16 protein-coding genes are annotated in these 12,857 nt (G+C 57.6%); 4 read left to right on the top strand and 12 right to left on the bottom strand.

The window, feature by feature from the left end; all coding sequences use genetic code 11:
• Positions 1-74: 74 nt before the first annotated feature.
• On the bottom strand, positions 75-1,052 hold the full coding sequence (locus tag AB8B20_RS12500; RefSeq protein WP_439072779.1) for a LysR substrate-binding domain-containing protein: 978 nt from the start codon (positions 1,050-1,052) through the stop codon (positions 75-77).
• Between the two features lie 142 nt (positions 1,053-1,194).
• On the opposite strand from AB8B20_RS12500, the gene AB8B20_RS12495 reads away from it, so the two are divergent.
• Positions 1,195-2,157, top strand: a complete 963-nt coding sequence (locus AB8B20_RS12495) for a Bug family tripartite tricarboxylate transporter substrate binding protein (protein ID WP_439066905.1) — start codon at positions 1,195-1,197, stop codon at positions 2,155-2,157.
• 259 nt (positions 2,158-2,416) lie between these two features.
• On the opposite strand, the gene AB8B20_RS12490 is transcribed toward AB8B20_RS12495, so the two are convergent.
• The 6 genes from AB8B20_RS12490 to AB8B20_RS12465 all read right to left on the bottom strand — a co-directional run bounded on the left by AB8B20_RS12490 (position 2,417) and on the right by AB8B20_RS12465 (position 6,574).
• Entirely contained in the window at positions 2,417-2,677 is a 261-nt protein-coding gene (locus tag AB8B20_RS12490) for a hypothetical protein (protein WP_089266051.1), read from the bottom strand.
• Between the two features lie 93 nt (positions 2,678-2,770).
• Positions 2,771-3,046 carry a hypothetical protein gene (locus AB8B20_RS12485; RefSeq protein ID WP_439072778.1) on the bottom strand — a complete coding sequence of 92 codons (276 nt, stop codon included), beginning with the start codon at positions 3,044-3,046 and terminating at the stop codon, positions 2,771-2,773.
• 85 nt (positions 3,047-3,131) lie between these two features.
• Positions 3,132-4,058, bottom strand: a complete 927-nt coding sequence (locus tag AB8B20_RS12480) for a glycosyltransferase family 4 protein (protein ID WP_439072777.1) — start codon at positions 4,056-4,058, stop codon at positions 3,132-3,134.
• Between the two features lie 642 nt (positions 4,059-4,700).
• The gene (locus tag AB8B20_RS12475) at positions 4,701-4,847 is read right to left on the bottom strand and encodes a hypothetical protein (RefSeq protein ID WP_158596715.1); all 147 of its coding nucleotides are present in this window, start codon (positions 4,845-4,847) and stop codon (positions 4,701-4,703) included.
• 379 nt (positions 4,848-5,226) lie between these two features.
• Positions 5,227-5,466 carry a hypothetical protein gene (locus AB8B20_RS12470; RefSeq protein WP_089266054.1) on the bottom strand — a complete coding sequence of 80 codons (240 nt, stop codon included), beginning with the start codon at positions 5,464-5,466 and terminating at the stop codon, positions 5,227-5,229.
• 892 nt (positions 5,467-6,358) lie between these two features.
• Entirely contained in the window at positions 6,359-6,574 is a 216-nt protein-coding gene (locus AB8B20_RS12465) for a hypothetical protein (protein ID WP_147421564.1), read from the bottom strand.
• A gap of 539 nt (positions 6,575-7,113) precedes the next feature.
• On the opposite strand from AB8B20_RS12465, the gene AB8B20_RS12460 reads away from it, so the two are divergent.
• Both AB8B20_RS12460 and AB8B20_RS12455 read left to right on the top strand, forming a co-directional pair.
• Positions 7,114-7,452, top strand: a complete 339-nt coding sequence (locus AB8B20_RS12460; RefSeq protein ID WP_068734854.1) for a hypothetical protein — start codon at positions 7,114-7,116, stop codon at positions 7,450-7,452.
• On the top strand, positions 7,449-7,655 hold the full coding sequence (locus tag AB8B20_RS12455; RefSeq protein ID WP_089266057.1) for a hypothetical protein: 207 nt from the start codon (positions 7,449-7,451) through the stop codon (positions 7,653-7,655). Before AB8B20_RS12460 ends, AB8B20_RS12455 begins: the two co-directional genes overlap by 4 nt.
• A 21-nt stretch (positions 7,656-7,676) precedes the next feature.
• Here the strand turns inward: AB8B20_RS12455 and AB8B20_RS12450 are convergent, their stop codons facing one another.
• Both AB8B20_RS12450 and AB8B20_RS12445 read right to left on the bottom strand, forming a co-directional pair.
• Positions 7,677-7,865: a TenA/THI-4 family protein gene (locus AB8B20_RS12450; protein WP_439072776.1), complete on the bottom strand. Its 189-nt coding sequence runs from the start codon at positions 7,863-7,865 to the stop codon at positions 7,677-7,679.
• Positions 7,866-8,050: 185 nt separating this feature from the next.
• Positions 8,051-8,182, bottom strand: a complete 132-nt coding sequence (locus tag AB8B20_RS12445) for a hypothetical protein (protein ID WP_256461247.1) — start codon at positions 8,180-8,182, stop codon at positions 8,051-8,053.
• 231 nt (positions 8,183-8,413) lie between these two features.
• Here AB8B20_RS12445 and AB8B20_RS12440 point away from each other — a divergent pair, with 231 nt between their 5' ends.
• Positions 8,414-8,617, top strand: a complete 204-nt coding sequence (locus AB8B20_RS12440; protein WP_068734860.1) for a cold-shock protein — start codon at positions 8,414-8,416, stop codon at positions 8,615-8,617.
• 182 nt (positions 8,618-8,799) lie between these two features.
• On the opposite strand, the gene AB8B20_RS12435 is transcribed toward AB8B20_RS12440, so the two are convergent.
• From AB8B20_RS12435 to AB8B20_RS12425, 3 genes are all read right to left on the bottom strand, one after another.
• Positions 8,800-8,976, bottom strand: a complete 177-nt coding sequence (locus tag AB8B20_RS12435) for a hypothetical protein (RefSeq protein ID WP_158596714.1) — start codon at positions 8,974-8,976, stop codon at positions 8,800-8,802.
• A 114-nt stretch (positions 8,977-9,090) separates the two neighbouring features.
• Positions 9,091-10,389 carry a glycoside hydrolase family 130 protein gene (locus AB8B20_RS12430; RefSeq protein WP_439072775.1) on the bottom strand — a complete coding sequence of 433 codons (1,299 nt, stop codon included), beginning with the start codon at positions 10,387-10,389 and terminating at the stop codon, positions 9,091-9,093.
• A 42-nt stretch (positions 10,390-10,431) separates the two neighbouring features.
• Positions 10,432-12,708, bottom strand: coding sequence for a glycosyltransferase family 4 protein (locus AB8B20_RS12425; RefSeq protein WP_439072774.1), 2,277 nt, complete (start codon positions 12,706-12,708; stop codon positions 10,432-10,434).
• Between the last annotated feature and the right edge of the window lie 149 nt (positions 12,709-12,857).

Here is a 12,857-nt window from a genome sequence, read left to right as displayed (position 1 = left end):
ACTCTTAACCGCGTCGGTGCACGCAGGGGGCATACTGGTTCGCCATCGCCGGTATAGGCTGAACCAATGGCGTGTCAGTCAGGGGCCTTGTCCCAGATCGCGGCATGTTCGCGCGCCAGTGTGCGGATGGTCTCTTCCGCGGCCAGTGCGGCCGCGGTCTGCGGAATGCCGGTGGGCAGGCAGAGACCCACGGTGCGATTGATGGCGGGGTTCACCAGCCGTCTCGACAGGATGGGTGTTTCTGCGACCCGGGCGACCCCGGAGGAGTTGATCGTCGCCGCGGTGCCGTTGCGCACGAGTTTCATCATAACGGGCAGGGAGTCGATGTCGGACATCACATTCAGCGGCACGCCGGCTTCCGAGAACGCTTGCTCGACGAGAAGGCGCAGCCCGTTGGTTCTGTCCGGAAGGACCATCGGGACATCGGCCAGTGATGCGAGATCGCAGGTCGTCGCTTCGGGATCGCCTATATCGGGGGCGCCGAATACGGACAATTGCTCGGTAAACAGCGGCCTGACGGTCATGCCCGGCGCGTCGGAGCCGCGAAACAGGATGGCCATGTCAAGGCGGCCATTGGCCAGCAACTCGTTGAGATAGCCGCTGAAGCTCTCGAAGAGCTGGAGCTTCACGCCGGGATGGTCGTGCCGCAGGCGCTCCACCAGCGGCACGGCGAGCACCGAGGCGATGCTGGTGGGAAGGCCGACGGCCACGGGTCCGACGGCGCCGCTGCCCTCGTCAGCAATGTCGGCCGTGAGCTCCTGCATCTGCCGCAATACGATGCGGGCATGACGATACAGTTTGGCGCCCGCATCGGTTGGCTTCACGCCCGTCGCGCTACGCAGCAGAAGCGGCACGCCCAGGTCGTGCTCCATCGCGGCGATCTGCTGGCTCAGCGAGGGCTGCGACACCGCGAGCAGCACCGCGGCCTTCGACAGGCTGCCCATGTCGACCACGTTGACGAAATAGCGAAGCTGTCTCAGTTCCAAGGCATCGATCCAGTGAAGATGCGGGCAAGCTCGTTTGCTTACACCGAACCGCACTTCGCTGGCCATTGCCAGCGGCGGCGACGGGGCCGGTGCCTAATCTTATACCCCTCAGAGCAACAGCCTATGGGACGGGCCCTGGCGAGTATGCCAGAAGGACAACAAAGGCGCGCGAAGCGCCGCATCGGCAAATATCAAGGGGAGGCTCTACGTGCGCCGTCTGTTCATTGCACTGCTCTGGATTGCAGCTTCGCTCACGTCGGCACGGGCGGACAACTATCCGGACCGCCCGATCACGCTGGTCGTGCCCTATGCGGCCGGTGGCACCACGGACGTGCTGGCTCGCATTCTCGCCAAGGCACTCGGTGCCGAACTCAAACAGACGGTGATCGTTGAGAATGTCGGCGGCGCGGGCGGCACGATTGGCACCCAGCGCGTGGTTCGGGCCAAACCCGATGGCTACACGCTCAATTTCGGCAATATGGGCTCGATGGCGGCGATCGTGCCACTGTACCCGAATCTGGGCTTCGATCCGCGCAAGGACCTGACCGGTATTGGCGTGTTCGCGAATGTCCCGATGATGCTTTCGGTCAGCAAAAAGAGCGGCATCGAGAATCTGAGCCAACTGATCGAGCGCCTCAAGGTGCCGAACAACCGCATCACCTTCGGGCAATCCGGGGCGGGCTCGACCGCGCAGCTCGCCGCAGCGATGTTGCTCTATCTGACGCAGACCAATGCGATGCTGGTGCCCTATCGTGGCTCGGGGCCTGCCATCCAGGATTTGATCGCTGGCAATATCGAGGCGGTGATCGACCAAACCGTCACGATGATTCCGGCGCATCAGAACGGGCTGGTGCGGGCCATCGGCGTCACCGGGCCGCAGCGACTGGTGCAGGCGCCCGACGTGCCGACCTTCGTCGAAAGCAATCTGCCGAAATTCGATCTGCAAGTGTGGAATGCGCTGGCGGCCCCTGCCGGCACGCCGCCCGAAGTGATCGCCAGATTGGAAGCGGCGCTCGCCAAGTCGCTCGAGAATGAAGACGTTAAGGCGCGCTTCGCCGAACTGGCGGCGCAGGCGCCATCTGCGCAAGGCCGCACGGCCTTGCAGCAACTTATCAACTCGGAGGTCGACCGCTGGTCGATCATCGTGAAGGAAGCGAAGCTCGAACCCTGACACGCGCGAGATGAATTTATCTCTCGCGAGATCGCCGCGCGGCTAGGCGGGATCGATGACTATCTCAAGGTTAAGTGTCTTTGCATGGGCGGGATCTGATTGGCACCGTTGAGCCCGAATGCGCGTCCGCGAGCAACTTAACGTCACGCTTAGGCACTAAGTTATTTTGAATTGGACAGGCTTATTGTGGTGCAGAGCGGATATCAAAAACGTCAAGCCGGAGTATTCGCGTTACGCTTCATCAGCAGATTAGGCGAGCTCAGTTGGTCTTGAGGTTGTAGAGCTTGCGCAATCTTTCTTGCGTGCCGTCAATCGCGCGGACTGTATTGAGCTCTGCGGTGAGCCTCAATTGCACGTCGGCTGCTCGGTGAAGTGAGAGAATGCCCCAGTTCGTCTCAAAGCGAGGGTCTGCGATCTCGTCAATGATCACGGCCGTGACATCTTCGCACCCGTAGCAGCTGCGGATTTGCAGCAATGCCGCATGTTCGAGGTCGTGTCTGGAAAGCAGCGACTTCGCCATAGTGGGTATTTCCTTGCGTCATCGTTTGAGCCAACCCTGAAGATCAGATCGGGCCTTTAGTTTCGCAGAAACGGCAAGTATGGCGGGCGACTTCTAAATCATCACCAGCTTGATCTCACCGTCGTTGGCTGCAACCAGTTCCATCTGCTCGCGCGCCAGTTTCTCGATCAGCGGCCTGTTGGCGTGGAAGTACCTTTTGGCCTGATCTTTGGTTGGAAACTTGGTCGTCAGGATACACGCAATCCGGCGGTTGCCGTGTCTTATGTCGAACGCCACGCGCTGAAAGTCATCAGGCGCCTGAACCTGTGTCGAAATAGCAATCATGTTTGGATCCATAAAGCTCGGCGAAAGCGCGAACTCCAGGAACATTACGACGTCTATGTGTTCAATATATGTGGACGAGGGCGGCAAACAGCCTGAAGGCGATCTCGCTCTCGCTGCCGTTCTCCGTCGGTTAGCCCAGGATAGATTGGTATAGAGCCAGGTAGCGATCTGCCATTCTATCGACGGTAAAGTGCTCAGAAACCGCCGCCCGGCAGGCGCGTCTATCCAGTTCGCCAATGCGCTCAACGGCTTGTACGGCTTCGAGGGCACTATTGACCAGGAAACCTGTCACGCCATCCATGATCAATTCAGGCATCGATCCGCGGTTGCGCGCGATCACGGGTGTTCCGCAGGCAAGCGCCTCAACAACTGATAACCCGAATGGTTCGTCGAAATTGATCAGGTGAAGCAATGCCCGTGCCGATCCCAGAACGCGTGTCCGCTCCAGACCTCCGACCGAACCGAGATAAGTCGCGGACCTTCCCAGTGCTGGCACCACATGACGTCGATGATAGTCCGCATCCTGAACGATACCGGCCATGATGAGGTGGCGGCCAACCGCTTCGGCAGTTGCTATCGCTTCCGCAGCCCCTTTATCGGGATGAATGCGACCGAAGAATAGAAGATCGTCGCTGCCAAGCGGATCGAAGGGAAACTCGTCGATCGGAATGCCGTGATGGATCGTTGCCGCATAGCGAAGGTCGGGATGGCGATTGGCATCGCTGATTGCGACATAATGGACACGATCCTCATACTCCTTGAAAACCGGAACAATACGGGCTGATGAAAAGCCGTGAATGGTTGTGACGACTGGCGTGTCCACAAGGCGAGAGAAGCCCAGCGGTACAAAATCTGCCTGATTGTGGATGATGTCGAATTCGCCGGCCCGCTCGAAGACATTTGCAACATGCAGGAGTTCCCACGCCTTGGCGTCGAGCGACGAGTCTTCAGAGTATGGTGCCGGGACGACACCGGCGAGATTTCCCGACGTCAAACTGTCCTTGGTGGCAAACAGTGTGACGTCAACTCCCCGCAAGAGCAGTGCCTCCGTCAGCAAGCTCGTCACGAGTTCCCACGGGCCGTAGTGCCGGGGAGGAGTTCGCCAGGATATAGGCGCTAACATCGCGACACGCATCGTGTTTAGCCTCGCAGGATGGATGGCGGATAATCAGCTACGTCAATCCGGGCACGGCGGATATATGGCCGACGGATTGGTGGAGGCCCGCTGTAAATTGGATTGACGCGACGACTCAGGAGCGCATGGTGAATGTCGTCGATGGCTGGTTCGATGGTGTCATCATCACTGCAGAATGAGAGGCGCTCCGCCCGTCATCTGTCAAGATCAAGCGCCCCGATCGCTGCAGAACGGCGCGCGGCGCCTTCAGATAAACAGGCAGGAAGCGACCTTTTGTAAATGCTGTTTCGAAAGTGAGGCTCGACATGGTGGCTATGTATCGCCAACCAAACCTGGAAGTCACAGTCACTCCACATCCCCTGCTTTTCTGGGAATGGCAGGTGCAGGACGATGGTGATCTGTTCAACAGTGGCTTCAGCAGCACGCGGTGGAAGGCTCGGTATGATGGAAACGCAGCGCTTTTCGAGGTCCTGGCAGGCGGATTTTACTCTGAGCCTCTGTTTGACTGATTGTTAAAAGTGCCGCAACGCGGTCTTGCCCGCAAGGCAATCCGATCTTGCTGGGCTAGCGCGGTTCTTCAATAGGCGCCCAGTGCGTGGGATCAATCCGGGTGACGTTGACGCATCCTGCTTCAGCCAGGGTAATAATCCAGTCGCCGTCGTTCCACCATGCGCGGCAGGCGGTTCGCATTTTTTCCGCCTCGGATTCCATGGCATGATCCGAATTGTCATCGTATCCGCCAGCCAGGAATATTGGCGTTCCGTCTTGTGGTGCGGTGTCTATAGGTAGCCAATTCAACGGTTCATGTCCTTGCAGTGGTTGGCGAACAAAGGTGATTGTTTGCCTGAAGCGACGACTACATGCCGCGCACGCGTCTCATGTTGATTTTGCGACAATGTGGGGCGGACGTCGGTGTTTGAAGGCTGAGATGCAGAGAATTCCTTTTTCGGCTTCGTCGGCAAGAAGCATAAGTAGCCGGTACACCTCGGGACTGCTTTGGGCGGTTGCCAAACGTCTGTACCGAGCTGCACGCGCGCCGTTCATGGAAAGGCCGTCGTTAGATGCTGCGTGTCTGCCAGCTTGATGGAGGTCATGTGGTCGTTCGAGTGACTGGTTGCGAAGCGATAATGGCATCGAGTGCTGCTCTACCGAGTTGCCGCGCTTCATCTTCGTAAAGCGGTGATGGCATGTCGCCCATCGTATCCCAGGTCTTTCTGATTGCCTTCGCAGCAACCTCGACTGCAGCATCATATTCGGACTGCTCGTTACATCTGGCGTGCTGCGGCGTGTGTTGAAGGTCATTCACGGCACTGAATTCCAGCTCTGACATTGAGAAACCCTCTCAAGTTGAGATCGCGTAAGCTTTTCTTCCGTTAAGCCGAGGGCTTGGCGTCAAGCAGGTTGTCGCGCGTTCCGGCTGGAGTGGTCTAGTCTCGGCGAATAACGACGGCACCAATAACAAGAAGAGCTAAAAAGACCGGCAGTAGTATTGCGGGCACAAGGCAATCCCAGAATCGATCTTCCGACACTCTGACATGATCGCCCCCTTGTTGAGGCGGGAGCGGGGCTCTCGGTCATCGCTAAAAGCCGAAGTCCTCACGGTGATGCTTGAATCTTACGCTTCCGGTCGGAAATTACGAATGGAAGATATTATTTTGGAAGCACGAATTGTGTCGCTGCCAAAGTGCCGATCGCGAGTTAGTAGCTGGATTACCGGATAGGTCTTCACACTTCCGGTGTTTGTAGCCGATGCTTCTTCGCATCGGCGATTAGTTGCAGTTGTCCAGCTTTTCGCATGGCAAGCGTTCGCTCATCTCCGTGAGGGAGTTGAGCAGCTGTCGCAAGCGCGATCATCGCGGCGTGCTCAGCTTCGAGGTGAGAAGCTTTCACTGTCCGGACCTGTGTTGTTGCGATTCCAAAGTACATTCGGAGGTAGGCATGGCAGTCCCGAGACATTGGGCGGGAGCGCGACCGAACTCTCTGTCACCGGTGAATGCCTAAGGACGGCCGATGATGCGGTGCAGTAGATTCCCTTTATGTTCGCGAGTCGACCTAATTCGAAGGTTCTGATTTGTCGCCGGAATCGCTGAGGTCAATCCACTGGACTGCGCGTGCCTTGGGTGGCTGGCTCAGGAGAATAGGGGGCGCCTACGGATACATGCGGCTGCGGTATGGCGGGGTTGAAGAAAGCCGGATGTCGTCGTGCGGGTCTGCGTCCGGCTCTAGGCGGAGCGGCGCAGACGATATTTTCTGTCGACGACAGGTGGCGTTGCAACCAGCTTTACAGTCCACTTTGCTGCCGATGCATCCATCACGACGGATCTCACCGATCCCGTGACTGTTTGACCGTTCAGCTGAAGTGCGCGCGGCAGCCCGTGATATTGAGCCAGACGAGCGCGCCTGGCCTCGACGAGGTCCGTAATTTCGATGACCTGCATCTGCGACTCCAGAGTTGGCGCGGTACGCTCGACAAGACCCGCGCTACAGGACGGGTAGCATCGTATGGTTAATGAAATGCGTCAGATCGTCTTCAGCAATTCCGATGCTGAAGGCAAGTCAGCGGGCGGGATTGCCATCCAGATTTTGGGACCCCGTATGAGCGCTCGCGGCCCTTCATTGTCGCAAATGAGCCACTCGGTTTCGTCCCAGATGACGAGGCATGGAAATGTCTGAGGCAGCTTGTCTTTGTTTCCGCGTATCCATGTTCCACCCGCAACGATGATCCTTTCATCGTCCTTGGGTGCGGTGCTGATTGGTTGCCACCCGTCGCCCATTTGATCGCCCCTTTGTCTGCGCCTCAGTGCGACTCAAACGCGAGGCCGCAACGTCCAGTTAAAGCGTGCAGACCTTGGCTGCCACATGAAACTTCCTCCCGATTGGCAGGCAGCTAGGCGATTACGGAAGGGCTGTGCATCAAGTCGCATAGTGTCGCGACGAATTTGATTGACCGTCACGGGCATAGGCGCATGGTTCCACCATGGCCTTCAATTTCACCTCCGACGTCAAATCCAAGCAAAAAGATTGCTGGCTAATTTTGAACTTCAGCGGAGAGGAGATTTCCCTGTCGTTCGACGATGCAATCGAGCTTAAGATCCAAATCAATCATGTCCTGGAAACGGGAACTCCCAACGAACGGAAGATCGTGAGCGAAGCAGACAGCTGGTCGGCGCTGTGTGTGCCAAATGCGGGCGGTTTCGGGGTTGCCTTTGTCCTGTCGGCGACGTCGACGATAAAACTATGGCTGGATGCCAGGCAGGCCGAGCGCTTTTCTGCAGAACTTCAGACGTTTATCGATCTGGTTGGGAGTCGGAGTTGAAGGGCTTCTGGCATGGCTATGTCGAACTGGTATTGGCCGGCGTGACGTACGAAGCCAGTTACGACATCCTGGATGGCATGGTTCAATTGACCATTGGCCAGTTGATCGTGGTCGCAGAACCGCTGCCGGGTGCGACGTATGAGGAAAGTGCGCTCTACGCTTTGGAACAGTTCGCGACCGGAAAAATCGTCGCGCGGGGCTAGAGCCGCTCCCCGGGTGCTGGGTCAGCTCGCTGCCACTTCGCCTGCTTTTGTCGTCTCATAGGCAATGTCTGTCTTGTTCATGATGAGGGGCGATAGCCACCCGAGATCGACAAGGCGCTGGTATTTGCTGCGATCGATATTGCCAGCCGTATATTTTGCGCCGCCGTGCAGGACGATCTCACGGATCAGTTCCAGGCCTTCATGTGTCATGATTGCTCCATCTGGCATGATCGCCGATGCGCGTGGGAGCGCCCCGGAAGGGGATTGGACATTTTGATTGAATTTTCTGGTTCTCGATCACCGCGAACGCGGTAGCGCTATCGAGCGCATGGATCATGCGTCGGGTGCCCGTGACCTCAGATGCTGCAGCTATGCTGGCGATGCGCGCTGTTCGACTATTTCTTTCGGGGCTTTTCCGCCTCGGGGTGCATCAGGCCCTTCATGGTCGGAGCTGCTGCGATCGTCTTGGCCTTGTCCTTCTTGGGCTTCTTTACTTCGCGATTGTTCCGTTGTTCGCCTTTGGCCATGGTTTGGTCCTCCGCCCGCACTGGGCTTCGGTGACATTAGCACGTCGGTTGGGTCTCCCGGAGATTATGTTGCCTAAAGCCGCTGTCGCACCGCGGCAGTGCGGGCGGACGACCGCCACCCGTCGTCCTGGCAGCCGACAGCCGCATCAATTCAGGAGATGGAAGTTTGCTTGATTGACTCCTTCCTGAATTCAGGGTTGCTATCGTTGAGAGACAACCGGGAGAACTGAAGTGACCACTGGCGTAGTAAAATGGTTCAATGCGACGAAGGGCTTCGGCTTTATCCAGCCGGACGATGGCAGCAAAGACGTCTTTGTTCACATCTCGGCCGTCGAGAAGGCGGGGCTGAGCACTTTGAATGAAGGGGCCAAGGTCAGCTTTGAGGAAGTGGCCAACCGTGGCAAGACGTCGGCAGAAAACCTTCGGGTTGGCTGATCGGGCCTCTTTTGCCTGGCGCCGCAAGTCTGGTGGCGCCCGGCTGTCGGCCAAATGACCACATAACTGGCAGCCCGTCGGACTTGTCCCGGCGGGCGTTTCGCGATGATTTCAGCGGCCGGTTGGTGTCGGGTCGGCTTTCGCGAATGATGGTCAGGAATGCCCGTTTGGGCCAAGTAAATTCAGGCTGCCGTGCAGCTATCCATATCGTTGTGCATGATTGTCTGGCTGGCGCGGCTATCCCATTTGACCGTGACGCTACTCCAGTCCTTGGCGATGACGGTGCCAAAGTCATTTTTATCGTTCTTCCAAAAGACTGTCGTTCCGAGAACGAGCGCCCTTGATTTTTCACCGGTCACTGTGCGTCTCCCAAAAGTTCTACTTGCCGTTTGGTGAAAGATGCCGACCACGGACGAGCTGGTCGTGCTGAGAAGCCACATCCAATTGCCTCTACGGTAAAGCTAAGTCAGCTCTTATTTGTCCATCGCTGCGAGCAGGCTTCTTATATCGATCGTCGCGATGTTCGAATAACTGTCCGAAATCGCATACGGGAAGATAATTTGATCGCCATGCCGCATTGCGCCGCATGTATAGACGACGTTCGGCACATATCCTTCGCGCTCGGACGGCGCAGGCCGAAGGAGCGGTTCGTCCAGGCGCCCCAGCACCTTCGTCGGGTCGTTTTTGTCGAGCAGTGCTGCTCCTATCGAATACTTGCGGACCGGGCCGACACCGTGGGTCAGCAATAGCCAGCCCTCATCTAATTCGATAGGTGAGCCGCAGTTGCCGATTTGAATGAACTCCCAAGGGGCGGCCGGCTTCAGGATCGGCGTGCCGCCATCCCATGTATAAAGATCATCCGAATAGATCAGGTAGAGGTTTTCATTGTCTTGCCGCGCGATCATCGCGAACCGCCCGTCGATTTTCCGGGGGAAAAGTGCCATGCCCTTGTTATGTGATGCGCTGCCTCTGAGGGCTGAAAAGCGAAACGTGACGAAGTCGGACGTCTCGATGATCTCCGAGCGGATCGCCCTGCCGCTATAGGCCGTGTACGTCGCGTAATAGACCGTTCGCTCGGAATGCTCGAATTTCACGAAGCGCGCATCCTCGATGCCGTTCGATTGCGACTCCGTAATCGGAAAAATGACCCGCTCGCTGATATCCTCGCTGCTACGAAACGTGACGGCGACATCCTCGCCGCCAGGCCCAGACCCGAGGTGTTGAACTGCTGGATTTGATGCGAGGCGTGCGGTCGGATCGATGCTCACGGTCCCGTCGGTATCTACAAGGCCGGTACGAAATGTCAGGGATGACACATGGCCTTCTCCGACGGCGCGCAGGCTGAGGATGAAGCGCAGGGCGCCGGCTGTCGTTCCCGATTGATCGGGGTGAGGCACGATGCTCGGATTGAAGAGTGCCGATGCTTCAAACGAGTATTCACTCAGGAAATAGGCGCCGACTAGCTGACGCTGAATCGTCGTGAACCGGCTATGGCCGTGGAATGCATCTTCCATTTCGTCAGCGCGGGCCTCGAATGTCTGAAGCAGATTCCGGTGGCGACCCAGAAAGTTTTCAAGTACGTCGGCCAACTGATGCTCTGCCTGCTCGGGACTGAGCGCAAGAATCCGGTCGACAATATGATTGGCGCGCGTCTTATCTGTCGGATTGAGATCGCGTGGCTCCGTCGCAGGTTTAAACGGCCGTACGATGACTCGGGACGCGTCGGGCCGGAGATAGAGTGCCTGGCGATTCAGTATCGGAGATAAGGGCAAAAGGAATCTCAATGGTCTGCTGAGAGGGGGAGCCCAACGTGATCAGGCCACGCGGGTCGCGGATTTGGATTGATCCTCGGCGATACGTGCCATGTGCCGAATTTCGGATAGTCCGAGCAGGTAGGATACGACTGACTCGCCGCCGCGGTTCTCATTAGCACGGTCCGGATGCAGTCCGTCACGACAGCTTCCTGTCTCCAGATCGACGAGCGGGATAGAAAGGTCATTGCTGCCGAGGAACCATGCGAAGACCCGGGCGGCTTCGCTCTTCCATTCAATGTTCTGGTCGGCGCGCCACGCCGCAAGGCTGGCCGCGATGGTGGCAGCAGCCTCGACAGGCTGTTGGTCGAAGCTGCGTGGCTGGCGCCGGATGTCGTGAAATCCCTCCGTGCCCACCGGCCTGAACTGACCGCTGGCTGAGGTCTGCTGTGTCAGTAGCCAGCGCAGGCTTCTCAGCCCGGCATTGAGATAGTCCGGCCGTTTCATCGCAGTGCCGGTGAGAATCAAAGCCTGGCAGAGTCTAGCGTTGTCATAGGAAAGTCCGTTTTCGAACCACACCCAATCGCTCGTCTCGACTTTCTCAAGAAGCGAGACGAGCCTGTCGGCCAGAGCCGTCCGGATTGCATTGGCACGGCTATTGTCGGTGACGGTCGTGCAATACGCATCGAGTCCCAGCAATACGAACGCCCAGGCACGGGGCGAGAGGAAATCGCCGACCTTTGGTAAGGCCTCCGCAAAGAGTGCTGCGGCCCAGGTCCGCCGAGAGGGGTTCGCATCCGAAAGAGCGCAAACGCCCAGCGCCCAAAGCGTGCGCCCATGACTGTCTTCCGATCCGCTTTCTTCCAGCCAGCTGCGATCGAAAGCCATGAAATTTCGAAACCGGTGCGTTTCGGGATTCCACGCATGCTGGACGAAAGCTGCAAAGCGGGAGGTCAGGACCTCCGACAGACGTAGTTCCCCGGGCGTGTTCAACGCGCATGCCAGCAGTAGCGCGCGGGCATTGTCGTCGATGCAATAGCCATGCAAGCGATCCGGAACACTGTGAACCGCATGCTGGAACAGTCCGGTGTCGTCGCACATCGACAGGAAGTGACCAATCTGCATCTCGGGAGGTGCGCGACTATCTCGCAGGAGCGTACTCGTATCCGACTTTGCAATGGTCTTGAGCCGGTGGCGGCGACCCGCGTTCTCGAAAACGGACATGTATCGCTCGGCCGTCCGTTCCCAGGTCATGGAGCGACTGCTGGCATAGGCGCGCTTGCGCATCGCCTGGCGCAGTGGTGCGTTGATCAGAAGCTTTTCGATCTCAACGCCGATCGCATTCGCATCCGCGAACGGGACGATAATGCCGCGGCCGTCGGCGAGCAATTCGCGAGCATGCCAATAGGGAGTCGATACCACGGCCTTTCCCAAGCCAAAACTATAAGCCAGGGTGCCTGACGTCATCTGAGATTCGTTCAGATAAGGCGTGACATAGACATCGCACATCGAGATGAAATCGAGCAAGGTCTCCTGGTCAACGAAGCGATCAAGGAAGACAACGTGATCCGCGACGCCAGCTTCGCGGGCCCTTGCAATGAGGGATTCGCGATAGGTCTCGCCTTCGTCATGTACCAGATTTGGATGGGTTGCGCCCAATACGACATAGACCGCACCCGGGCAGGTGCTCAGGATGGACGGCATCGCATCGATCATGAATTCGATGCCCTTATTAGGTGAAAGCAGGCCGAACGTCAGAATGACAGACCTGCCGGCAAAGCCGAGCCTCGTCTTTGCATCGTCGGGCTCCACAAAAGCGAATTCCGGAATTCCATGTGGAATGATCTCGATCTTCTCTTCGGCGACCTGATAGATGGTCCGAAGCAGTTCCCGACCTTTCTCCGCCATCACCACCACTTTCGACGACATCTCGACAACGCGTGTGAAGACATCCTTTTGTGCGGCGGTGGGCTCTGCAAGAACCGTATGGAGTGTCGTCACGATCGGCATCTTGAGCAGCGAGAGAAGTTGGATGATATCGCTCCCGGCTTCGCCGCCGAAGATACCGAATTCATGTTGAAGCGACACCACGTCGAAATGACCGTTGTTCAGGAATTCCGCTGCACGTATGTAGTCGTTGATCAGCTCGTCATTGATCTGAATGCCAACGGTGGCTGGATAGTCATAGAAATGACCATGATCGGTCATCGCCACGATGACGGTTTTGGAGTCTGCGCGGGCGGCTGCTACTGCGCTTTGCAGATCGGTAGTGAACGTGGCGATCCCACATCGGCGTGGAAGTGAATTGCCAATGAATGCAATGCGGCTGAACACCGTCAATCTGCTGCCTCGCGATTTCAATGTTGAAAGGGCAATCGCTCAAAATTGGCAATGCTGCGCCAGCCGCGGCATATCGGACAATTTCGTGACAAAAGCAGCGCGCGCTCGGCAGGGATCATCAGGGTCATCAATGCGCGCGAGCGCAGGGT

This window comes from Tardiphaga sp. 866_E4_N1_4, from assembly GCF_052076075.1.
In the GTDB taxonomy this organism is placed as follows: Bacteria; Pseudomonadota; Alphaproteobacteria; order Rhizobiales; family Xanthobacteraceae; genus Tardiphaga; species Tardiphaga robiniae.
The sequence above is the reverse complement of the archived record's forward strand: the minus strand, read 5'-3'. Positions and strand labels throughout refer to the sequence as shown.